The following is a 21,581-nucleotide window of genomic DNA, read 5'->3' as shown; positions in this document are numbered from 1 at the left end:
GCGTGCGTCGGAAGGGGCAGGGGCCGCGGTGGTCGGGCCGGGCCGGGGTGACTCGGCACGCTGTCGAACTGGATGTGAGTGCCGGCGTACCCGTGTCGATGGTCGGGCGGGCGATGAACGAGCGAGTGAACAGGTAGTTCTCCGCCTCAAGCAGGGCGTGCTTGCTGGCCACCGAGGTGGCGCTCGGGTGCGTCTACGCGTGGTCCGACCAGCCTGCGACCGGCGGGCCGGAGGCGTCGGTGCGGGCGCAGGTGTAGCCGATCAGGCGGGAGGGCTCGGCCTTGGCGGGGACGGTGGCGGCGTCGTTGCACACGAACGTGTACCGGATGGACATGCGGGGCACGTCGTGCAGCCAGGCGCGGTCGCGCTTGCCGGGGTTGATCTGCAGGCCCGAGTGCGCGACGGCGTCGGTCTGGGCGTGCGTGTGGGAGAAGAGGACCAGCGCGCCACCGTCGGCCGTCTTGAGGGCGTAGGCGTCCGTGAAGCGGTTGTCGGCTCCGGCGAAGACGCTGGTTCCCTTGTCGCCGAAGCGTGTTGCGGCATCGCTGTGGACCTTGACCTGCCGCTTGCTGGCCCTGGTCGGCGCGAACACCTTGCTGCCGGTGTTCGCGCCTCCGGTGGCGAAGTTGTCCAGCACGGCAGTACGCAGAACGTCGGCGGCCAAGTGCTTGTGGTCGTTGGCGGCGACGGCCATCGCGTATCCCTCGCGGTCAAGGGCGACGTCGGGCAGCCTGTGGCTGTCGAGGTCGACGACGGACACCATCTCCCAGCGCTGGTGCTGGGGCTGTTCGGCGAACACGGCCAGTCGGGAGGGGGCCTTGCCCTTCTCGCTGGAGAGGGCGGCGGCGAACCAGCCTTCCTGTCCGTCGGCCAGACGGGGGATGTACAGCTTGGCGCTGGAGAGGTTGTAGGACCAGGGCTTGTACGGCGCGCGGTCCGCCGCGGGGAGCCCTTCGGTCTCGGTGTAGTCCGAGACGGACATCGCGTACAGCGGGCCGTCCTCGATGGTGTCGAGCAGGGCGCGGTTGCGGTCGGCGTTGGCCTCGTTGTTGATCTTCGAGTAGTGGGTGATGACGGCGTGGGCCTGGTCGGCGCTGAGCGCAGGCGCTAGCTTCGGTGCGCTGCTGACGCTGGCCGTCTGCTCGGCGACGGCAGCATCGTTGCCGGTGGCACAGCCGGTAAGGGCCAGGGCGAGGCAGGCGACGCCGACGAGCAGCGGCAGGGTGCGGCTGGCGATGCGGATGAAGACTCCAAGGTCTGGGGGCGGGGCGGGTGAGCGCCTACAGCGGAGCGGGGACACGGCCTTCGCGGCTTGGAAGGGCGGCGCTGGTGGTGGGCGCCGAGTGGCGCAGGCTGACGCCATGCCCTTGGCCGTGAGCTGCTGGACCACGGCGTGGACGCGAAGGGCGCGACCGGTGTCCCGGTAGGCGGTGGTCAGGAGGAACGCTGCTTGGTGCGGGTCACACTGGAAGCCGAAGGTGTGCAAGGTCATGCGGGCATCCACCGGCACGCTCTCGTGCGGTGTGCCGAGAGCGCCGTCGCTGTACGGGGTCAGCGTGAGGACTTGGGCGACCTGTGGCAGTGGGGACCGGTGCGGTGGCTGGCGCTGGTGCGCCGTGTTGTTGAGGACGGCCTGCAGGGCTTCTTCGTAGCGGGGCAACAGTCGCTGAGCGACTCGTGCTGCCGCGCGTGCGGGGTCCCTGGGAACGGCGATGCCGTTGAGTTCCTCGACTCCGGCGAAGTGGTGGAGCTTGATGTGGGTGCTGTCGGGCACGAGCGGGGCGACGACGAACTGGTGCAGGTAGCGGGGGCGGTCGGCCACGTACAGCCTCTGGTCGGCCGGCCCGTGGAGCACGGCGTCGTGGGTGAGGACGTACTGGCTGACGACATAGTCGACGTGGCCGGTGTCCCAGAGCTGCTCGGTATGGGGGAACTGGTCCGCGTACTGCGCGTGGCACTGGTAGTCGCTGGTCCAGGTTCCGGGCAAGGCCGGCGGCGAAGGCGGCCAGGTCGGTGCGGGGTGAGGTCATGTGGTCCTGGAGGGAAGCGATGGTCCGGGTTAACGCGCGTTCCGCGGCTGCGGCTGCGTCGGCGGGAGCACTCGCGGGGGAAGGGCCGCGCTGGAGGGCAGTCGCGGTGACGACGCGAGCGGCGTGAGGGCCCGCATCCGGTCCTCGGCCACGTTCAGGACCTCTGCGAGGTTGCGGATCTCGGCGGCGGCGTCGGCGAGATCGTAGGACAGATCGAAGCCGTCGTCTTTCTCGGCTTCCTTGGCCTTCTCGCCGGCTGCTTCGAAGAACTCGCCCAGTTGCGCCAGCAGGCCGTCGGTGGGCTCCAGGATCTGGTGCAGCAGGGCAGCGGCATCCGCATGCGACTCGGCTCCATTGAGCCTGTCGGTCAGAGCGCGCAGCGCGTCGCCGTAGACGTAGATGGGAGCGTCGCCGGGTGTGCCGGGGACGTCACGGGCCTGGGGCGGGGGCGCCGGCTGGGCTGAGTGCACGTGTGGGCTGTCGCCAGCCAAGTCGGGGTGGGGCAGCAGTCCGAGCTGGGCCAGGCGTTGGCTGATCGTCTCGATCAGGGGCTGGGCGCTGCCGCCGTGGCGGGCTTCGGGCCGCTGGGGAGCACCGGGATCGTCGGTGGGGGCCGAGTCGTAGAGGATCTCGAACAGCGACGGGTCGTCGGGGTGCTCACGCGTCGCGATCCAGCCCTCGGGATCTCCGGGCGGACGCTCGGAGGGCGGCTCCTGCGGCGGACCGATGATCAGGTGACTGTCGTCGGGGAGCGAGACGCGCACGATGTAGGCGCTGAGGCCGAACTCGATATCGCACTGCAGGCCGCGCGCCCGCAGCGGCGTGGTGATGTGCGCGTGGCGACGCCACAGCTCCTGCCACCACGGGGTGTCCACGTCGCGGTGGCCGGGAAGCGGTGCGAGTGAGGCGACGCGGCGGGAGTCTGGGGTGCTCGCTTCGTCAGCGGCCACGGTTCCTCCTGCGCGAGGAGGCGGGCGATCGGTGCGGTGGAGGCGTCCGTCCAGCGGAGGCGACTCCCGGCTGCGACTCCTGACTGAAGCCGAGTTCGTACTCGTCGTGGGCGGCGATCAGGTCGTGTTCCATCTGGGCGTCCTGATCGGCGACCTGTGCCAGGTCGTCGACTTCGGCTCGGTGTTGTTGGTATTCGGCCCATTCGGTGGCGTTGACGTGAGGGGGACGTTTCAAGAGGTCTCCGTGTGCAGGCGGTGGCGGTGCCATGTCGATCAACAGTGGTGGTCCCTCGGGATCGCGTTTGCGAGAGCCGAGCGGGACTGGAATCGCAGAAGGAGAGCTATCGGCGGGGTGCGGTACCGGGGGACGGAGGAGCGGGCAGGACGCCTGCGCTGGCCCCAGGTTGGCCGCCGGTCGGCGTCGTGGGGGCGGGAGCCGGGTCGTAGGCGGCGCGCAGCCTGCTCAGGCCAGCCTCGTCAGCGAGGGCCAGGACCGATAGTGCCCGGCTGGCCGCCGTCATCAGCAGGTTCGAGGGAGATTCCTTGGCCGCACCGCGGTTTTCCCGCCGCCACCGGGCGGCGGCGACGAGGTAGTCGCTCACGGTGCGCAGTGCAGGTTCGGCGGCGTCCAGGAAGTGATCGGTGACTGCTTCGATCTCTGCCGGAGTCTGAGCCGCGGCGAGGGCGTCCAGGTAGGGGGTGAGATCGGGTGCGGGCCAGGGCTGGTCCGGCAGCCGATGCGCGTCGCGGAAGGGCTGCGCGTCGCGTCGCGCCCACCGCTTCAGGTCGCCGCGGGTGGCGAGGTTGTACCGGGCGGCGTGGATCTGGTCGGCGTCGCGGCCAACGTTGTCGTAGAGATCGAAGTCCGGGTCGCGGGGGATGATGCAGAGTCCTTCGGGCTGGTGCGGGCTGGTGCGGGCTGGAGGTCGTTGCGGTCGAACTGCGCTGGTGCGGATATCTGTTGCGCACAGTGCACGGCTCTGGCGCGGTCAGTGTTGGAGACCGCCAGGCCGGGACGGCGGAGGCTTCGGAGGTCCCTCCTGGCGGGTCAGCGTCGCAAGGAAGCGCTGGACGTAGAGGTGGTCGTCGAGTTCCTTTTGTCCTTCGTGGCGAAGAGTGCGCGGATGAGGTGCAGGGCGTCGTCGCGCGGGATCAGGTCGTGCCGGAAGTCGGGGTTCACGGTCCTCTTAGTCAGTGCATCCGGGCGTCGGTGTCGACGAGCGCCAGTTCGTGGCTGTGCAGGAGGTGCTGCACGATGAAGGATCGGCCGGCGACCTTCCACAGGCCGCGCCCTCGGTTGAGGTGGGCGATGGCGTCCATCTCGACGGAGGTCAGGCCGAGCAGGGAGGCCGCGGCGTGGAGCTGGTCGGTCTCCTGGCGGTAGATGATCCGGGTGGAGCAGTCCGCCAGGAGCCCCTCGGCCAGGGCGCGGCCCTGTGATCCGGCGTCGCCTGCGGTAAGCAGGTCGGACAGCCGGTGGATCACCATGAGGTTGGCGATGCCGAGGGCGCGGCTGAGCTTCCACTGGGCCTGCATCCGCTGAAGGAGCCCGACGTGCCGCATCAGGCGCCATGCCTCGTCATACACGATCCAGCGCTGGCCACCGCCAGGGTCGGAGAGCGCGGATTCCATCCATGCGGAAGCGCAAGTCATCGCGAGGACAAGGGCAGTGTCGTCTCCGGAGCCGCCGAGGCGGGACAGGTCGATGGTGAGCATCGGCGCGTGCGGGTCGAAGGCGACGGTGGAGGGGGCGTCGAACATGCCGGCCAGGTCGCCGTGGACCAGGCGCCGCATGGCGTGGGCCAGGTCGCGGGCTGCGTCGCCGAGCTGGCCCGACAACATCCCGGCGGCTTCGTCGAGGTCGTGCGGGTTGTTGAGGGCGGCGGCGATGTCGCCGAGGAGCGGGGTGCGGTGTGTGTCGGCAGCGCGGATGACGACGGCATCGAGGGCGACGTCCAAGGCGGTGTGCTCCATGGGCATCAGGTCCCGGCCCAGAACAGTCCGAGCCAGGGAACCGAGCAGGAGCAGGCGCCGCTTGCGGATCTCGCCGACCCAGTCGGCCTCGGCCACGCTGTGTGGGCGTGGGGCCGCGTCCAGGGGGTTCAGGCGCCCGGGCAGCCCGGGCCCGAGAGCGACGGACCGACCGCCTAGGGCTTCGGCGACCGGAGTCCACTCTCCCTTCGGGTCGCACGGGACGTAGACGCGGTATCCGAAGGCGACCGACCGCAACGCGAAGGACTTGGCCAGCGCGCTCTTGCCCTGGCCGATCACGCCCGCGAGCAGCAGGTTCGGGTTGGTGAACCCCTCGACCTTGCCGTACAGCGCGAACGGGTCGAAGACGAATGACGCTTCGGCGTGGACGTCGCGGCCGATGTAGATGCCCTCGGCGCCGAGTCCGCCTTCGGCGAGGAAAGGGTACGCGCCGGCTGCAACAGCGGTGGTCATGCGGTGGGCGGGGAGTTTCAGGCGGTTCCCGCGGGCGGAGGCGGGCCCAGGGCGTCCGCCCAGTGGGTAGAACGGGGCGGGCAGATGCCGCTCGGGGCGGGTGCTTTCGCTCTGGTGGGCACTGGCTTCGGCATCGGCTTTGGCGGTGGCTGCGGCGAGCTGGCGGCGGGCGGCCCTGCGGCTGGCGCGGTCGGTGCCGTGGGGGGTGAACAGCGGGCTGGCGGACGCGCGGCGGGCGCGACGGGCGGGCCGGTGGCTCATCAGGCCCTCGATTCTGCGGATCGTGCTCATCGCACGCAGGCCGTGGTGTGCGGGCGGAGGTCGGTGGGGGTGGTTTTGCGGCGGACCACGTGCCCGGCGGCGAGGTGGCGTTGGCAGATCGTCAGCACGGGCGGGCCCTCGGGGAGCCGCTCTGGATGGCAGGCGCTTGTCTCGGAGTCGGCCTGGGGTGTGCCGGGCAGCAGGTGGAAGGCGGCGTGGACTTCGCTGGTGGCTTGCCAGAGCCTGGTGTGGGCGGTGGCCAGGTGACGTCCGGCGACTGGGTGCGGGGGCCGGGTGTGGTCGGCGAGCCGGTCCAGAAGGTTGAGCAGAGCGGTGAGGTGGGCGTGGAGCACGTCAAGGTGCAGACGATCTCCGGGCTTTGGCGGGTCCGCGTCCGACGGTGCCAAGGCCCGTGTGTGGTGGCGGACGCCGGCACTCGCGGCGCGGAGGTAGGGGTGCGCGTCGTCGGGGCGCGTGGGAGAGGTCAAAGGTGGTCGTCCTTCCTGCCGGCGGCAGGGCAGTGAGGGGGCGTCCCGTCGCGGGTGATCCGGAGTGCGGTGGGTCTGGGGTGCGCACGGGCGCGGCTGGTTCACAGGGCGGTGCGGGCGAGCGGGAGCGCGGTGAGGGCGAAGGCGTCGGGCTGCTGGTAGTTGAGCCGTCGGAGGTCGACGCCGGAGGTGACGGCTAGGGTCTCGATCTGTGCGCAGGCGGCGTCCAGGAGGGTGTCGGTCTCGGCGGTGACGGTGATGAGGCCGGTTAGTGCGACGTCCGCGTGCCCGGCGATGAGCTGGCGTTCGCGGGTTTTGACATCGGCGTACTCGACGGAGTCCTCTTCGGAATCGACCTGTCCGCGGCGTGCGCGCTCGTTGGCGTCGGAGATGATCGCGGCCTTCTTGCGCTGGACATCCCGCAGTGCGGACTCGAGCCCCTGCGGCACGTATATAAGGGAGAGGCTGCGGCGCACGCCGGCCGTGAACATCAGCCCGTGCAGGAACCCGGCCCCCATCTCGGTCCTCGGCCAGTTCTCCACCCAGTACGTCGTGTGCCGTGCGCTGTCGGTGGCGAGGCGGTCGTACTCCTCGAACTGGACGACGGGACCGGCGGCTGCGGGGTCGGCTTCGGCGCGGCCGGTCTCGGACCACTGCTGGAGCGCGGCTAGGGCCTTCGGGTCGTAGGCGGTGCGAATGACGGCGGCGATTTCCCGTGCGCTCAGCCAGCCGGTGACATGGAGACCTGCGTTGCGGGCGGCCTGCGCGATGGACGCGGTGGTCTGCTGCATGACGGTGAACGCTCCGGGCAGCCCTCCGCCGGCCTGGTTGATCAGGCGCCGGGCGGCCTTGAGGTCGAGGGAGATAGCGAGGTAGGTCTCGTGCGGGGCGGCGGCAGGGCCGGCAGAGGAGACCAGCTCGGAGTAGATCTGTCCGGCGACGGGGGTCTGGGGCTGCCCGTTGCGGGTCCAGTGGCGGGTGAGAGTGTCGCCCGAGTCGGGGACGGTGCGTTCCAGCACCTGCACGGTGGCGATGTGCCCGGTGCGGGCGATGCCCGCGAGCGCGCGTCCCCAGCTGCTCACGTTGTGGTTCTGGGCGGCGGGGTCGAGGAGGGCGAAGGCGCGGCTGGTGACGCGGGCGATGGTGGTCAGGGTCTGTTGATGCGGGTCGTGGACGGCTGCGGCGCCGTTGGCGGAGTCGCCGGGGGTGACCACCTTCAGAGAGGCGACGGTGCCGGGCAGATGGAGGACGCCGTCCTGCCGGGGCCGGGTGACGGGCCGGGCGAGCCAGAGGGTCTGGCCGGTGCGGCGGCGGTGCGCATACCGGGTGACGATCGGCGCCCAGTCGATGAGGGAGCGGCCGTGCCGGCGGATCGCGACAAGTGCCCCGGATGCCGCCCACAGCGGTGCCAGGGCGACGGCGCCGAGAAGCCCGGTGGAGATCACCGTCATCAGCAGCAGGGCCAGCGTGCAGGAGACGAGGACGAGTTGGGGCAGGGAGAGGCCGAGGAGGATGCCCCGGCGACTCCGGTGCGGGAACTTCACCGTGACCGGGGCGACGGAGAGATCAGTCATGGGGCGTGTCCTGGAGGCGCGGGTTGAACCCGGGGGCGGGAGGGCGCGTGCACATCCCGCCCCCGGGAGTCGGTCAGGGAATCAGAGGCCGGTCGGAGGCGACGGGGGGCCGCTCGCCCTGCTGGACGGGGCGTTCTGCGTGCCGGAGGACGGCGGTGCCCCCTGCGGCGGCGGGGTTGTGGTCGGCGGGGTGGACTGCCATCCGCCGCTCTGCCCAGACGCGGTACTCGCACCGGATCCGCCAGGCCCCGGGCTGCCGCCCACCTGGCCGCTGGCGTCGTCGGACACGCTCGTCGGCGCGGGCTGGACGGCCTTCTCCAAGCCGGACTTGACCGCGTCGCCGCCGGGCGAGGCACCCGTTCCGCCGCTCTGCGATCCCTCTTTGCCCTCGCCGGCTCCGCCGGTTGGGTTGGCAGCGATGTCGCCGGGGAACCCGCCGCCGTCGGGGCCCTGCGGTGCGGCACCCGCGCCGGCGGCAGCGCCACCAGTTCCGGCAGTAGCCGCAGCTGCGGCGGCCTTGCGGGCGGCCTTCTCGGCGTGCATCTTCGCGATCTGCGCACCAGCGCCGCCGGCACGGTGGAGGGACTCCCCGTCGGTCCCGTCGGCCGCCCAGTGCACGAACTTGAAGACGGCGTACGGGCACAACAGCACCAGAACCATGATCACGATGCCGGACATGACGTCGGCGAGCGCGGCGATGCCGTCCGTGGCTTCGGTCTTGCCCATGGCGGCGATACCGAGGACGAAGATGACGGTCATCAGAAGCTTGGAGACGACGAGGGTGGCGGTGGCTTCGATCCAGCCCTTGCGCCAACGTCGGGCGACTTCCCAGCCGCCGCCGGCGGAGGCGAAGACGCCCAGCGTGACCATGACGAGGATGCCGACCTTGCGGACCATCATCACGCACCAATAGAGGACAGCGCCGAGGGCAGCCCCCAGACCCGCGACGACGGCCACGAGCCAGCCGAGGCCGGAGAGGCTCGCGATCTGGTTGACCTTCACGATTCGACGCACGGCCGAGGCGATGTCGAGCTTGGCGGCTTTGAACAGACCATCGGAGATGGCGTCGACCACTTCGACGGCGACCGTGGTCAGGGCGATGGCGCAGAAGGCGAACAGGACACCGCTCATGGTGCCGGTGAACGCTTGCGTCAGTGCTTGTCCGTCGCGTCGGACGGCGGCCCGGACGAGCTGCGCGCAGAAGGTGGCGACCAGCAGGACCAGGCCCAGCGGCAGCAACATCTCGTAGTTGTCGACGAACCACGACGCGTTGAGGTCCACCTTCGTGGTGGTGTCGACCGCCTCGGCGGCCAAATCGGCTGATGCGGCTGCCAGTTCGCCGGCGGACTTCGCCATCCAGTCACCGATGGCCTTGCCGGGATCAGAGGCGAAATCGACCGCGTCGCCGACGGCGCACAGCTCGCTGGCCAGGGGGAGATCGCAGAAACCCACGAGGCGCCTCCTTTCTTGTCTCAGGTGCGGGTCACTGCGTGACGCTGGGGGCGATGGCGGCCAGGGCGCAGTCGTTATTCGGGCGGCACTGGACGGCGAGAGTCACGGCGCGTTCCTCGGCTCCTCCTCCACCGTGCCTCCAGCCGAGAGTCTGCTTGCCGTTGACGGTGACGACGTAGATGTACGCCTCAGTGATCGCGGACGGGTCGTCGGCCAGCGCCTGCTTGAACGCGCCGGGGTAGTGGCCCTCGATGATGTGGGCGCTGGCGTGCTGGTCCTGGTCGGCCATCCGCGACCAGAGCACCGGGGTGGGGACCTGGCCGAAGACCGAGGCCCAGTCGGCGTACGTGGTCTCAGTGGTCATCCAGGCACGCATGCCGAGGAGCTGCTGGTCGCGGTTGGTGTCGCGGGTGTCGTAGGACCAGAGCATCTGGGCTGCGGCCTTGGCGTAGGCGGCTGGCTCGGCGATCTGCGGAGGTTTGGGCACCGATCCGGATCCGGAGGACAGCTTGGAGACGGTCTCGGAGGAGGACGGGCTGCCGGTCGGGACGGGCGCGGTGCTGTCAGGCGCTTGGTGGCCGTTGCCGCCGCCGGTCAGCAGGGCGGCGCTGGCCGCGAGGGCTAGCAGGGCCGCGACGGCGGCGGCGACGGTCGCGACGCGCCGGTTGGCCGACCAGCCCGAGCCGTACGAGGACAGCGAAAGGGAAGGGAACCGGTTCCGCATCAGTGGACCTGAGACCCGAGGCCGGAGAAGAAGGCCACGATGCCATTTGCGGCGCCCAGACCGAGGGCGGCGCCCGCGGCGACGGTGGCGCCCTTCTTTCCGTTGGCCTCGGCCTGGTGGCCACCGGTGTGGTGGCCCCAGGCCCAGACGCCGAGCGAGACGGCGAGGGCGCCGACGACGGCGATGATCCCGAAAAGGTTGATGCTGTTGACCACGTTCTTCAACACAGCGAGGCCAGGCAGACCGCCGCCCTTGGGTGAGATTCCTGGGTTATAGGCGAGCTGGATGACACGGTCTGCGAGAGGGACGGACATAGGTGTGGCGAGGCTCCTTGCGTACGCGGGCCCGGCGAGGGCCAACGGAAAGGTGAAACCGGAGGAGGAAGCGGGGGAGGTGGCCGAGGCGCCGGCCCCGGCCGGGCTGCTGCCGGGCTGCTGCCGGCGGGGCGGTGTCAGAGGACGCGGCGGGCGGCGAGGATCTCCCAGTCCGTGATCGGGGTGATCCGGACTGGCTTGGTGGTGCGCGGCGCCTCGATCACGAGGCCCTCGCCCATGTACATGCCGACATGTTCGGGCCGTGCGGCGCTACCGCGGCTGAAGATCAGGTCGCCGGGCTTGAGGTGAGCGGGCGAGACCGCCTTGCCTTCGCCCACCTGTGTGTACGTGGTGCGGGTGAGCCTGATCCCGGCATGGGCGTACGCCTGCTGCATCAGGCTGGAGCAGTCGCAGCGGCCCATGGGATCGGGGCCGTGCGCATTGGTGCAGGATCCGCCCCACTGGTAGAGCGTGCCGAGCTGGTGCATCGCCCACTCGATGGCCTTACGGGCCCTCGGGTCGGCGTCCTTGGGGATCGAGTAGCCCTTCGGGACGCTCCCTTCGGGGATGCGGCCGGAGCCCGGCCCTTCCTGGCCCGGTGCGCAGCCGGTCGTACTGGGCGACGGCTTCTCGTCCTGGTCGTCCGCGTCAGCGCTGGCGCCGGGGAAGGTCTTTGCGATGGCGGCCTGGAGCGCGGTGGCCAGATTCTCCCACTGAGCGTACGCGTCCGGCAGGCCGGACTTCTGTACGGCTTGGGCGGCTTGAGTGACGGTCATCTGCTGCCAGCCGTCCACCCTGAGCAGGTGCTTGTAGAACTGCTCGGAGGCGTAGACAGGATCGCGGATCTGCTGCGCAGTGCCCCAGCCCTGGGAGGGACGCTGCTGGAAGAGACCGAGGGAGTCGCGGTCCCCGTAGCCCAGGTTGCGCAGCCGGCTCTCCTGCATCGCCGTAGCGAGCGCGATGATCTGTCCCTTCTTGGGAACATCGAGCGAGAGGCCGGTGGCCACGATCGTCGCCGCGTTGGGGATCTGCTCTGCGGGCAGGTCCAGGCCCTCGATGCGGATGTTCTTGCCGGATGCGCCATCGAGAATCTTGGCTACCTGCCCGGCGACCTTGTCACTGTCGACGCCGGGGAGGCAGCCGCTGCTCTGCACGGCGTCGGCGGAGTGGGCCAGCATCATGCCGGTGCCGGCGACCAGGATCGGAGAGAGGAAGACGACGCCGATGCTGGCGGCGAGACCCTTCAACCTGAGCGGACCGCTCGCCTGTCAGCGGTTTCGGGCATGGGCGGGTAGCGAGACGTCATGAACGGCTCCTTGAGAGGTGCGGTGTCCGGCCTGCCGCGTACGCGAGGCGTGGTGGAACAGCGCGGCCGGCAGTCGGGGGGAGGTAATCGGAGGCGGGCCGGTGTGGGCGAGTTGCCGCTCGCTCCGTGTGTGGCCGTGCCATGAGCTAGGTGTGCCGGGGCAGGAGGATATCTCCGTGAGGTGGGGCAGGGGAGTAGCCAGCGGCGGTGTGCGCCGGGCGGTTCAAAAACAGTAGGCCCGGATCGGCGGTTGACCAAAAAGTCCGCGTGAGGTGCCGGTTTCCGGCACCTCATCAGGGCGCTTCTTGGTCGTCGGCGGATTGGCCTCTACAGTTTTTGCACTCCCCTCGCTTCTCCTCGGTCTGCGGCCCTGGGCTCTTGCATGCCCGCTCCCGGCCCGCGAGGACTCCTGCGCGAGGCGGCAGTTACTTTCCGCTTTTTCGCACTCGATAGGGGTTACTCTTTGCCTTTTTCTCTGCATCAGGGCGACGCTCTGGTCGTTCTCTCCGGCCTTCCGGACGGCTGCGTCGACTCCGTCATCACCGACCCGCCATACAACAGCGGTGGCCGGACCGCGAAGGAGCGCACCACTCGGTCCGCGAAGCAGAAGTACACCTCCGTCGGCGCCAAGAACGACCTCGCCGACTTCACGGGCGAGAACATGGACCAGCGCTCCTACGGCTTCTGGCTGACGCAGATCATGACCGAAGGGCACCGGCTGACGAGGGCCGGAGGGACCGCGCTGCTGTTCACCGACTGGCGCCAACTCCCGACGACAACGGACGCGATCCAGGCGGCCGGATGGCTGTGGAGGGGTGTGCTGGCCTGGCACAAGCCGCAGGCCAGGCCCCAAAAGGGCAGGTTCACTCAGAACTGCGAGTTCGTCGTCTGGGCATCCAAGGGGCCGATCGACGGCTCCCGGAACCCGGTCTACCTGCCTGGTATGTACTCGGCGTCGCAACCCTCGGGCGCGCAGCGCCAGCACATCACGCAGAAGCCGGTCGAGGTGATGCGTGAGCTGGTCAAGATCAGCCCTGAAGGTGGCACGGTCCTCGACTTCTGCGCCGGCTCCGGGTCCACGGGCGTCGCCGCTCTGCTGGAAGGCCGGGACTTCATCGGCGTGGAGAAGACCGAGCACTACGCGTCGATTGCGGCCGACCGGCTCACCGAGACGATCCGCGCAACCCTCACGCAGGACGACGTGGTCCTCGCAACCTGAGCCGCGTCCTCTCCTGCCGCCAACTCACCCGGTCCCTTGCATAGCCGTCGGCACAGCACCGCCGGAGCGGACACGCGCCCTTGCTGGGCGACCCGCGTGACGTCGCTCTCGCCCTTTCTCTTCCCGTGTCTCGTAGGAGGCTGAACTTTCAATGCCTGAATCCGCAGAACTGTCTGGCGATGGAGGGTTGGAGCCGATTCGTATCTCGGATCCGCAGTTGGAGGGAATCGAGGCGAGCGTGCGGCGGCTCATGGAGCAGTCGACGCAACAGGCGCAGCAACTCGACCACCTCGCATCCGCCCCGGCGCCGAGTGGCTCGCCCTTCGCCGCGTTTGGCATGCCGGGATTCGGCGGGCCTCCGGCGCCCGCTCAGCCCGAGCCCCGCCCGATCCTGGAGCTCGACGAGGAGGAAAGGGAAGACGAACTCGACGCCTTGTCCGACTGGGTCGACGACTTCTTCCTCCCGGTCTACGGTGCGGAGGTCACCACCGCGGCGCCCTGGTGCCTGCAGTGGCAGGAACACGACGACGTCGTGGCCTGGCTTCACGCCCTGTGGCTCGCCTACCAGCAGCACAAGGACCCCGAAGCAGGGCTCTCCGGGTTGTTCGTGTGGCACCGGGACTTCCTCACCCACGCTGTCGCGGCCATCCGCGCGCCGGGCGGACCTCTGTCGGCCTGTATGACCTCCCCCGACCGGCCCGCGCACCGTCTCCTGCTCGGCCCGCCGCCGTCCGTGCGCACGGAGACCGCGGCCTCGGCGGATGGCGCAGGCAGTGCCGAGCCGGACGAGCCAGCGTCATGAGCGGGGGAGCGGGAGAGCCCGCCTTCGCCCTGAGCTTCGATCCTCGCGCGCTGACCGATCTCCTCCAGGCCCCCATCGATATCCGCGACCTCACCCTCGCCTACCTGCAGGAAGTCGTGACCGCGCAGCGCTTCGGACAGCGCCTCGACGGAGACCTGGAGGGGTTGCGGAAGCTGTTCGTCGACCGCCGCAAGGACTGGCGCGTCGTCTACTGCGTCCGCCCGGCGCCTGCGAATTCCGCCCACCACAAGGAGGTCCACGTCGTCGCGATCCGGCCGCGTGCGGGCAACGACGTCTACGACGAGGTCGGCCGCCGCCTGGGGATGACCCGTCGGCCGTTGAGCGCCCGCACGCACGCCGCCCGCTCGCGCTCTCCGCAACTGACCACCCGTCCTCCTGTGCCCCGGCCCGGTCCGCCGCCTACTGCACTGCCGGGTCTGCCCCGTCCCGCACCCAACCCCGCGCACCCTCCAACCCGCTGAACGCACGGAGCGTCGCCCATGCCCCCTCAACCCGCGCCGACACTCACCCGGCGTGCGGTCACGCAACTCGACCACCGCATCGAAGCCGCTACCGGACACGAAATTGACATCCTGTGGACCTACCGCGACCGCGGCGCCCTCGACGAACCGCATGCCCAGCTGGTCGACCGGCACCGCACCCTGTCCAACGCCCAGACCGGCGTCACCTTCTACCTCAAACTGCTCAACCGGCTCACGAGCGGTGAGTTCCCTGTCGACGGCGCTCTCTTCGTACGCATCGACCGCACCGTGGAGCAGCTGGAGGAAGCCACCTCCACGCGCGACGCCGCCGCCCAAAAGGTCCTCGCCGCCTTGGAGCCCATCGAGACTGCCGCCGCGACGACGTCCGACGGACCACCGCTTTCGGCTGATGACCAGGCGGTAATGCTCGCCATCGCCGGCGGTGCCAAGCTCCACGAACACCTCCTGACCGGCAGGGCAGCCGTGACCGCCTCTTCCGGCGCCCGCATCCCCTATCCCCAGATGCAGAAGTTGGAACGCGCCGGTCTGATCGTCCGCGACACCAGCCACCCGGTGCACGCCGGCCAGCCCGTCTCCCTCACCGACGCCGGACGAGCCGCACTGCTGGACGCCCGCCGGACTCGTTCAACGCATGCGCTGGCTCGCCCGGGCGCATGGCCTTCCACTCCGGCGAAGCGACGCTGAACTCCAGGCCACCGAAAGGCTGTTGTTGTCCCCCACCGAACCGGCCACGAACCGGAAAGCCACCCCCCAAGTCGACTTCGAGCTGGACGACCTCCACGCCGACGAGGAGCGATACCTCGACTTCTACCGCGAGGTCGGCGTTCACGAGGACTCGCTCGTTCCCCTCGCCGCACATCACGACGGCCCGAACAGCTACTACGTGCTATTTGACCGCTCCGCCACCTGGGGCCACCCCGGTATGGCCCAGGTTCTCGCCGTGCATCTGCAACGGGATCACGAGAAGCAGACGTTTAGCTTCGAGCAGGCACCGCTGCCGCTGCCCGCGATGGCGCAGTCCTGGCTCATCCTCCGCGGCTGCCCGCCCGACGCCATCGACCTTGACCATCAACTGGGCCCGCCTCCGGCGGACGACGCCACGCGGTCATTGGAGCGACGCCTCGCGGGCGACGGCGAGCACTACGCCATGGGCTACTCCTACACCAGCGACGATCCCGAGGACATGGTCATCGTCGTGGCCCTGCGCGCTCTTGACGAGCGTGCCCCATCGCCGTTCCGCGTCTTGGTCGAGGAGGTTGATACCGAGACGTGGACGCACACCCTGCGGGAGGGCGGCTTTGACACGGTCGGAGAGGCCCTGCAGTGGTGCGACGACCGCCTCACAGGCGAGGCCGGGCCGCTCCCACGCGTCCGCGCGGCAGCCACCGTCAGCCGCTCGGCAGGTGTAGCGAAGGTTCCTGTCCCACACGCGCCCAGCCGTTCTCGCTGAGCGCTATTCCAGTCGCGGGCGGCGCAACATAGCCGACGATCGCCGGTTAGCCAAACCGGCGATTCTCCGGACTCTTATACAGCCGCCGGGAACAGCACCCGTGGCGCCTTCCCCGCATTCCCTGTGCCTTCACGGAGGTTTCTTCCCTATGCGCTCCAACTGAATTGCCATACGCGCAGCGATGTTCGGCGCGCTCGTGCTTCCGATGCTGCCTGCCATCCCCGCCCAGCGTCTGCCGTGACGTCCGCATCCAGCCCGTCCCGCTATGCGGCGCGGGCGCCGAGTAAAGCTGCCCTTCGTACTACCCGAGCACCGGCCTTTCCAGAACAGGAGATCTCTTTTGACTGACGGCATATCCCATGAGTCTGCGGATGTCGTTGGCGTGCTCACCGAACGGATCGAGGCCCGCTTCGACATGGGCATGGACCAGCTGAAGGATGCGGTCGCCGCCGCTCCGACCGCGAACCCCGACGCCACCGACGTCGTCAAGTGGCACGGCCTTCTCGTCGCGGCCCAGTCCGTGCTGGAGCGCGCGGAAGACGACCTCCTGGCAGCTCTGCAGACCCAGCCCAGCGAGGTCGACGACCCGACGATGGGCCTCGCCCACCGGGTGAACGCCGCGGTCACCGCCTGCGACGGCCGGGCCATAGTCCTACGTTGGCTCCTCGACCCGGACGCTCCTGGCAAGAAGGATCTCGCCGCAGAGCGCCTGGCCCGCCTCCGGCCCCGGACCGGCCCGTCAGTACAGACCAGCGCCCCCAATCGGCTGGCAGGGACACCCGCGCCGGCGTCGGCGTGGCGGCCGGCAGGTTCGCCCGATGAGCCGGGACAAGGCCAGCACCATGGACGCCGACCTGCAGAAGGTCTTCGGGAACCCGGTACCCGAGCTGTACGAGGCTGCTGCCAGCCTCGATGCTTCGCCCGCGCTGGCCCATGCTCTGGAGCTGCGCTCTTTCCTGGCGCTCACCGAGGAGCAGGTCGCACGCGTCCGCGACCGCGTCCACGCTGACATGGATCCCGACCGCGCCATGAGCGAGCTGTCGGCGGACAAGCTCCGCTTCGACGCGCAGTGGCTGGAAGCGGCGCTGGAGGCCCGCGACGGCTATCGCTCAGCTCTCGTCAAGCTGCTGCGCACCATGCCCCCGCCCGCCCAGCAGTCCCGGCCCATACGAACGGCTCAGCTCAGGGCCACCGCCCCCCTGCCCTCGTCTTCCGCCCCGGCACCCCAACGTGCCGGGGCGGCCCGGACCCGCCGACCGTGAAAGCCCCTGATTGCCGCACCTCACGTCCACCGACATAGCCGGACGGATCGAGGACCTGTACGGCGCACCGCTCGCCCGCCTCGAAGCCCATGCGCGGGACCAGCCACCCGGCATGCTCTCCGCCCTGCTCGGCATGCACGACGCCCTCGCCCTGGCCGAGCGCAGCATCGACTTCCACCGCGACCATCTGGCCCGTCTTATCCTCCCCGAGCGGCAGATCGGTCCGCACGAGGTCTCCCACCTCGTCGACGGCACCCGCCGGCTCACCGAAGCCGTCGCCGTCCGCGAGACCCAGGCCAACTCGGCCGCCGCCGTCCTGCAGAGCCTGGCCCGCGCCCCGGCTCCGACCGCTGCCTCCCCGACTCCCACACTTCCTGCCCCGGCCGCGCCCCTTGCGGCGCAGAGCGCGGCACACAGCCGCTGACCCTCAGGCGACCCCTCTTCCTTTCACCCAGGAGTTCCTCCCTTGGCCATCACCGCTCTGCCCCCCGACGCCGACGCCGACATCGCCCGGGTCACCGAGGCCCTCGCCATGATCACCCCGCGCTGGAACGTGAGGATCCTGCTGGCCCTTTCCGGCCCGCCGCTGCGCTACAGCGAGCTGGCGGCCAAGGTGCCCTGGCTGCAGAGCGGCCAGCTTCACCCGAAGCTCAAGTCGCTGTGCGACGCCGGACTCGTCGAGCGCACCGAACACACCGCACGGCATGTGACCTACGGCCACACCGAGCGAGCCACTGCCCTGCTGCCGATCCTGCCGATGATCGTCACCTGGGCCGAGGAGCACCTGGAGAAGGCCGATGGTCCGCTGCCTGCGATCGAGCAGATCGAGGACAGCCTCACTCTGCTCACTCGGCGCCACGCCGCAGCCATCCTGTGGGTGCTCAAGTCGCGTGAGGAGGTCAGCGGCCGGGCTCTGGCCCGGATCGTGATGCCCAGCAGCGACTGGACCAACATCTACCCGCCGTTGCGCCAGCTCGTTGCCGACGGTCTGGCCGACACCGAGGGGAACGGCCAGCCCTATCGGCTGTCCGCCGCCGGCGACGCCCTGGGCCCCGTCCTTGGCGCGCTGTCCGCCTGGTCCGGCGGGCAGCCCCTCGGCCAGGCGGCTAAGCACCCCGTCTGGGGCCAGCTGCGGGCCAAGAGCGCGCCGAGGCCGTGGGTCAGCAGCTCATCACGGCCGGCACCCGCAGGGCTCCCACCCGCCCGCACTACCGGGACCGGGCCGGCGTGGCACAGTCGCGACCTCTTCTCACACGCTGCGAACCGCCGCCCGACGGCGGCCCTTCCGGCGGGAGGAGCGCGCCGATGAGCACCTCGTTCACCCCTGCCGAAGCGCGTCACGCTGTTGACTTGCTGTCCTCGCGCTCCCTGATCCGCCTGCCCACCGAGATCGACGACAACGGCGCCATACCGCCGCGGCGGCTTGCCGGCACTCTGCCCGACCTCACCGCGCACCAACTGCGCAGTGCATCCGACACGGCCCGCGCCCACCGCCTCATCCGGGTCGTGCCCGGCGCCGGTCTGGAACTCACCGACTCCGGAATGGAGCTGGCCGACCTGTACGACGCGGTGGCGCGCTGGGCCCGGCGGCACGCCGTCCCTGCCGCCGTATGTGAGTTCAGCAGCCGTATCCGGTATGCCCTGGACCTTCTGGCACCATCGCTCACCACCGGGAACACCAGCCGTCGCGCACGCCTGCGCGACGCACGTCAGATCAGTGCTGAGGCCCAGACGGACCTGGCTCGTCCCCGCACGTTCCTGACCCAGTGGCTGGCCGGTAACCCCCAGGTGGCCAGGATCCCCGAGCGGGCCGCGTGAACGCAGCGGTCACACCCCGACACGCGCGCCACCCGGCCGGGCTGATGAGCAGCATCTACCTGCCGCGCACGGCGGACGCGTTGGCGTTCGCGATGTCCACCTACGGCATTCCGTTGCTTGTGCTTTCCACGACTGGCTCCGCCGCGCTGACCGGCGCCGCCTTCACTCTGGAGTGGATCCCGCGCCTGGCAGCGTTCGGGTGGGCTGGATCGATGGTCGACCGGCGGGGTGCCTCGGTGGTCTTCCACCTTGCCTCCCTGGGGCGGGCGCTGGTTCTCGCGGCCGGCGGCATCCTGCTCTGCCTCTACCCGTCCGGTGCCATGGCGAGCGTGACGGTGATGGTGCTGGCGGCGGCGACCGGTGTGCTCACCCAGTTCAGCTACGTGGCGGCCGAGACCGCAGGTGCCGCCGTCGGCCGCCGAGCGGGGCCCCGGGCTCACCGTGTCCAGGCCGTCCTGCTCGGCATCGACCAGACCGCGACCCTGGCCGGACCGGCGCTCGCCAGCGTGCTGTTGCTCGCAGGTCCGCCGTCGATGCTCGCGGTAGTCACCGTGCTTTCGCTGCTCGCCGCGCTGCTCGCTCTGCGCACACCACCCTCGCCCGTCGTACCAGCCCGCGCGCCGAAGGGGCGGCCGGGGGCGGGGCTGGTCACCGGGTGGCGCACCATCCGCGCGCTTCCCGCTCTCGGCTGGCTGGTGGCCGGGCTGACCCTCTCCAACGTGGCCACCGGCTTCCTCCAGGCCGCCGGTCCGGTAATCGTCGTCCAGCACTTTGGGCAGTCCACAACCGCCGTTGGCCTGGTGTGGTCCGCCGCAGCGGCGGCCACCCTGGTATCCGTCACCATCTGCCGGTTCGCGTTGGACCGCCTCGGCCTGTGGCCAGTGGGAGCTGCCTGCTCCGCCATCGCTTCGCTCGCCTGTCTCGCCGTCGCCCTGGCCCCCGACTACCTGTCCTACCTGGCCTTGGTCGCGGTCCTGATGGCAGCCGACGGCGGCCTGGCCGTCGTCCTGCGCACCCTGCGCTCCCGCCTGATCCCTCCAGAGGCGTTCGGCAGCACCCTGTCGGCCACCATCCTCATCCTCCTGCTGCCCTTCCCCATCGCCGGCGTGCTCACCGCGCTCACCCCACCCGACGCTCTGGGCCATGTCATCACCGCCTGCGCCGCCCTGCAAACCCTCGGCCTGATCTGCGCCTTCACCCGCCTGCGCACCGACCCTGTCCTGCGCACCTGACCCAGTTGTCCCCAGCCCGTGGAGAACCCTCATGACCATCGCCGCCCTCGGCTCGCACCGTGCGACCGGCCGGACCATCACCGAGCAGTTCCACGCCTTCGATGCCCGCAACCCGCAGGTGTATCGCGCCCTGGAACGCACGGCCGCCCGCCGCCTGGACACCGGCGCCACACGGGTCAGCCTCAAGGACCTTTTCGAAGACCTGCGCCGCGAACTTCCTTACGGAGCAGGGCTGAACAACAACTTCACCGCTCTCTACGCTCGCCGTCTGATCGACGATCACCCCCACTGGGCAAGCGCGTTCGAGCTGCGCCGCCGCCGCGCCGCCTGAAGCACCCACCTTCTTTCTCTGCCCTGCCGTCCCTCGATACGGAGACTTTCTCTTGCCCGCTCGCCCTCTTGTACTTGTCGTCGCGCCCGGAGACAAGGACTACCGCGGCTACTGCCTTGAGCAGGTCGCCGACGCGTACGACGTCGTGCTGCTCACCGACACCGAACCCTCGTGGGAGAAGCCGCACATCACCGATCACGCCGTCGTTGACCTCAGCGATCCTGCCGCGCTGCTGGGAGGTGGCCGGGCCCTGGCCGGACGCCATAATCTCGCCGGTGTCATGACCTGGGACGAGTGGAGCGTGGTCCCGACCGCCCGCCTCGCCCGCCAGCTCGGCTTGGCCACCACCGCACCCGAAGTGATGCAGGGGTGCCGCAACAAGGCCACCGCTCGGTCGCTGTTCGCCCGCCACGGCGTGCCTTCGGCTGCTTCGGTGAGCGTGCGTACCCTCCAAGAGGCCGAAGCCGCCGCCGAACGGATCGGCTACCCCGTCGTACTCAAGCCCGCCTCACACGCGGGTGCCATCGGCGTGCTCCGCGTTGACGACCGTGACCAGCTCGCGACCGCCTACCAGGCAGCCGGCCGCACGGCCGGACAGGGCACCGAGAGCACCAGCGTCCTCGTCGAGGAGTTCCTCGACGGGCCGGAGATCTCCGTGGAGTGCGTCACCTACCGCGGCGTCACCACGGTGGTCGCGGTCAACCGCAAGACCATCAGCCCTCCGCCGCACTTCGAGCAGCTGGCCCACAGCGTGGACGCCAACGACCCGCTCCTGGAGACCGTCGCGCCGGCCGCCCAGGCGGCGATCGACGCTCTCGGTATCACCGACGGCGTCAGCCACATCGAGATGCGGCTCGTCGAGGGCAGACCCCGCCTCATCGAGGTCAATGCCCGCCTGGCCGGAGACATGATCGGCCACCTCGTGCGCCTCGCCACTGGGATCGACCTGCCTCGTGCCGCCGCCGACATCGCCTGCGACCGTGCTCCCGACCTCACGCCCACCAGGTCCTCGGCCGCCGCCATCCGGCTCCTCTACCCGGACACCTCCGGCACCCTCACCCACCTCACCTACGACGAGCCCCGCCCGCATTGGCTGGACCGGCTGCACTTCCAGTGCCGCCCCGGAGACCAGCTCCTCCTCCCCGCCGACGGAGGAAACCTGTTCACCGGCCGGATCGGCTACCTCATCACCACCGCCACCACCGGCCAGCAGGCGCGTGCACGCGCCGACCGGACCGCTCATGCCGTCACCGCGGTCCTCGACCGCGGTGACGGCACCCGCAGCACTGCGGCGTGAGCGCAGTGTCTGCGGCCGACCGGGCCGACAACTGCCACGCCGCCCGCCGCTTGGGGCCGCGCACCCTGCACTGCACCGGCGCCCCACCGACCTCGCATCCGCCCTGCAGCCCCCAAACTGACC

General features: G+C 70.2%; 22 protein-coding genes and 1 pseudogene. 13 read left to right on the top strand and 10 right to left on the bottom strand.

The window, feature by feature from the left end:
* Nucleotides 1-193: 193 nt before the first annotated feature.
* The 10 genes from DDJ31_RS39125 to DDJ31_RS13680 form a co-directional block, all read right to left on the bottom strand.
* A complete protein-coding gene (locus DDJ31_RS39125) occupies nucleotides 194-1,987 on the bottom strand; it encodes a hypothetical protein (RefSeq protein ID WP_240678215.1) in 1,794 nt (597 codons plus the stop codon).
* Between the two features lie 72 nt (nucleotides 1,988-2,059).
* A complete protein-coding gene (locus DDJ31_RS13720; RefSeq protein ID WP_127179995.1) occupies nucleotides 2,060-2,980 on the bottom strand; it encodes a hypothetical protein in 921 nt (306 codons plus the stop codon).
* Nucleotides 2,970-3,215 (bottom strand): hypothetical protein, encoded by a 246-nt coding sequence (locus tag DDJ31_RS13715; RefSeq protein WP_127179996.1) that lies wholly within the window; start codon nucleotides 3,213-3,215, stop codon nucleotides 2,970-2,972. The genes DDJ31_RS13720 and DDJ31_RS13715 overlap by 11 nt, the downstream gene beginning before the upstream one ends.
* A gap of 956 nt (nucleotides 3,216-4,171) precedes the next feature.
* Nucleotides 4,172-5,686 (bottom strand): VirB4 family type IV secretion system protein, encoded by a 1,515-nt coding sequence (locus DDJ31_RS13710; RefSeq protein WP_127182812.1) that lies wholly within the window; start codon nucleotides 5,684-5,686, stop codon nucleotides 4,172-4,174.
* A gap of 26 nt (nucleotides 5,687-5,712) precedes the next feature.
* Nucleotides 5,713-6,174 (bottom strand): DUF6238 family protein, encoded by a 462-nt coding sequence (locus DDJ31_RS13705; RefSeq protein WP_127179998.1) that lies wholly within the window; start codon nucleotides 6,172-6,174, stop codon nucleotides 5,713-5,715.
* Nucleotides 6,175-6,275: 101 nt separating this feature from the next.
* On the bottom strand, nucleotides 6,276-7,748 hold the full coding sequence (locus DDJ31_RS13700) for an SCO6880 family protein (protein WP_127179999.1): 1,473 nt from the start codon (nucleotides 7,746-7,748) through the stop codon (nucleotides 6,276-6,278).
* An 81-nt stretch (nucleotides 7,749-7,829) separates the two neighbouring features.
* Nucleotides 7,830-9,200, bottom strand: coding sequence for an SCO6881 family protein (locus tag DDJ31_RS13695; protein ID WP_127180000.1), 1,371 nt, complete (start codon nucleotides 9,198-9,200; stop codon nucleotides 7,830-7,832).
* A 31-nt stretch (nucleotides 9,201-9,231) separates the two neighbouring features.
* Entirely contained in the window at nucleotides 9,232-9,924 is a 693-nt protein-coding gene (locus tag DDJ31_RS13690) for a hypothetical protein (RefSeq protein ID WP_127180001.1), read from the bottom strand.
* On the bottom strand, nucleotides 9,924-10,238 hold the full coding sequence (locus DDJ31_RS13685) for a DUF6112 family protein (RefSeq protein ID WP_127180002.1): 315 nt from the start codon (nucleotides 10,236-10,238) through the stop codon (nucleotides 9,924-9,926). Before DDJ31_RS13685 ends, DDJ31_RS13690 begins: the two co-directional genes overlap by 1 nt.
* A gap of 137 nt (nucleotides 10,239-10,375) precedes the next feature.
* Nucleotides 10,376-11,485, bottom strand: a complete 1,110-nt coding sequence (locus DDJ31_RS13680; protein ID WP_127180003.1) for a C40 family peptidase — start codon at nucleotides 11,483-11,485, stop codon at nucleotides 10,376-10,378.
* Between the two features lie 522 nt (nucleotides 11,486-12,007).
* Between DDJ31_RS13680 and DDJ31_RS13675 the strand changes: the two genes are divergently transcribed.
* The 13 genes and pseudogenes from DDJ31_RS13675 (at nucleotide 12,008) to DDJ31_RS13615 (ending at nucleotide 21,458) form a co-directional block, all read left to right on the top strand.
* Nucleotides 12,008-12,763 (top strand): DNA-methyltransferase, encoded by a 756-nt coding sequence (locus tag DDJ31_RS13675; RefSeq protein WP_127180004.1) that lies wholly within the window; start codon nucleotides 12,008-12,010, stop codon nucleotides 12,761-12,763.
* A 250-nt stretch (nucleotides 12,764-13,013) separates the two neighbouring features.
* Nucleotides 13,014-13,565 carry a DUF4913 domain-containing protein gene (locus DDJ31_RS13670; RefSeq protein WP_164785136.1) on the top strand — a complete coding sequence of 184 codons (552 nt, stop codon included), beginning with the start codon at nucleotides 13,014-13,016 and terminating at the stop codon, nucleotides 13,563-13,565.
* On the top strand, nucleotides 13,562-14,047 hold the full coding sequence (locus DDJ31_RS13665) for a type II toxin-antitoxin system RelE family toxin (RefSeq protein WP_127180006.1): 486 nt from the start codon (nucleotides 13,562-13,564) through the stop codon (nucleotides 14,045-14,047). Before DDJ31_RS13670 ends, DDJ31_RS13665 begins: the two co-directional genes overlap by 4 nt.
* A gap of 18 nt (nucleotides 14,048-14,065) precedes the next feature.
* The gene (locus tag DDJ31_RS13660; protein WP_127180007.1) at nucleotides 14,066-14,752 is read left to right on the top strand and encodes a hypothetical protein; all 687 of its coding nucleotides are present in this window, start codon (nucleotides 14,066-14,068) and stop codon (nucleotides 14,750-14,752) included.
* Nucleotides 14,753-14,774: 22 nt separating this feature from the next.
* A complete protein-coding gene (locus DDJ31_RS13655; RefSeq protein WP_127182813.1) occupies nucleotides 14,775-15,518 on the top strand; it encodes a hypothetical protein in 744 nt (247 codons plus the stop codon).
* Nucleotides 15,519-15,858: 340 nt separating this feature from the next.
* Nucleotides 15,859-16,326 (top strand): annotated as a pseudogene (locus DDJ31_RS39120) (hypothetical protein); the annotation flags it as partial.
* Between the two features lie 10 nt (nucleotides 16,327-16,336).
* Entirely contained in the window at nucleotides 16,337-16,780 is a 444-nt protein-coding gene (locus DDJ31_RS13645) for a hypothetical protein (RefSeq protein WP_127180008.1), read from the top strand.
* 10 nt (nucleotides 16,781-16,790) lie between these two features.
* Entirely contained in the window at nucleotides 16,791-17,204 is a 414-nt protein-coding gene (locus tag DDJ31_RS13640; RefSeq protein ID WP_164784970.1) for a hypothetical protein, read from the top strand.
* Nucleotides 17,205-17,246: 42 nt separating this feature from the next.
* On the top strand, nucleotides 17,247-18,089 hold the full coding sequence (locus DDJ31_RS13635) for a winged helix-turn-helix transcriptional regulator (RefSeq protein ID WP_127180009.1): 843 nt from the start codon (nucleotides 17,247-17,249) through the stop codon (nucleotides 18,087-18,089).
* Complete coding sequence (locus DDJ31_RS13630; protein WP_127180010.1) at nucleotides 18,086-18,598, top strand: regulator; 513 nt, start codon at nucleotides 18,086-18,088, stop codon at nucleotides 18,596-18,598. The genes DDJ31_RS13635 and DDJ31_RS13630 overlap by 4 nt, the downstream gene beginning before the upstream one ends.
* Nucleotides 18,595-19,830, top strand: a complete 1,236-nt coding sequence (locus DDJ31_RS13625; RefSeq protein WP_127180011.1) for an MFS transporter — start codon at nucleotides 18,595-18,597, stop codon at nucleotides 19,828-19,830. The genes DDJ31_RS13630 and DDJ31_RS13625 overlap by 4 nt, the downstream gene beginning before the upstream one ends.
* A 31-nt stretch (nucleotides 19,831-19,861) precedes the next feature.
* Nucleotides 19,862-20,161 carry a hypothetical protein gene (locus DDJ31_RS13620; protein ID WP_127180012.1) on the top strand — a complete coding sequence of 100 codons (300 nt, stop codon included), beginning with the start codon at nucleotides 19,862-19,864 and terminating at the stop codon, nucleotides 20,159-20,161.
* Nucleotides 20,162-20,213: 52 nt separating this feature from the next.
* On the top strand, nucleotides 20,214-21,458 hold the full coding sequence (locus DDJ31_RS13615; RefSeq protein ID WP_127180013.1) for an ATP-grasp domain-containing protein: 1,245 nt from the start codon (nucleotides 20,214-20,216) through the stop codon (nucleotides 21,456-21,458).
* Nucleotides 21,459-21,581: the final 123 nt, after the last annotated feature.

The organism is Streptomyces griseoviridis (assembly GCF_005222485.1).
GTDB lineage: Bacteria > Actinomycetota > Actinomycetes > Streptomycetales > Streptomycetaceae > Streptomyces > Streptomyces hintoniae.
This window is presented reverse-complemented; position numbering and strand designations above follow the sequence as displayed.

Excerpts from the sequence above, each read along its gene's own strand:
- DDJ31_RS13670 (WP_164785136.1), top strand. The coding sequence starts at position 13,014 with ATGGAGCAGTCGACGCAACAGGCGCAGCAACTCGACCACCTCGCATCC.
- DDJ31_RS13690 (WP_127180001.1), bottom strand. The coding sequence starts at position 9,924 with ATGCGGAACCGGTTCCCTTCCCTTTCGCTGTCCTCGTACGGCTCGGGC.
- DDJ31_RS13700 (WP_127179999.1), bottom strand. The coding sequence starts at position 7,748 with ATGACTGATCTCTCCGTCGCCCCGGTCACGGTGAAGTTCCCGCACCGG.
- DDJ31_RS13710 (WP_127182812.1), bottom strand. The coding sequence starts at position 5,686 with ATGAGCCACCGGCCCGCCCGTCGCGCCCGCCGCGCGTCCGCCAGCCCG.
- DDJ31_RS13620 (WP_127180012.1), top strand. The coding sequence starts at position 19,862 with ATGACCATCGCCGCCCTCGGCTCGCACCGTGCGACCGGCCGGACCATC.
- DDJ31_RS13645 (WP_127180008.1), top strand. The coding sequence starts at position 16,337 with ATGAGCCGGGACAAGGCCAGCACCATGGACGCCGACCTGCAGAAGGTC.
- DDJ31_RS13685 (WP_127180002.1), bottom strand. The coding sequence starts at position 10,238 with ATGTCCGTCCCTCTCGCAGACCGTGTCATCCAGCTCGCCTATAACCCA.
- DDJ31_RS13630 (WP_127180010.1), top strand. The coding sequence starts at position 18,086 with ATGAGCACCTCGTTCACCCCTGCCGAAGCGCGTCACGCTGTTGACTTG.
- DDJ31_RS13660 (WP_127180007.1), top strand. The coding sequence starts at position 14,066 with ATGCCCCCTCAACCCGCGCCGACACTCACCCGGCGTGCGGTCACGCAA.
- DDJ31_RS13665 (WP_127180006.1), top strand. The coding sequence starts at position 13,562 with ATGAGCGGGGGAGCGGGAGAGCCCGCCTTCGCCCTGAGCTTCGATCCT.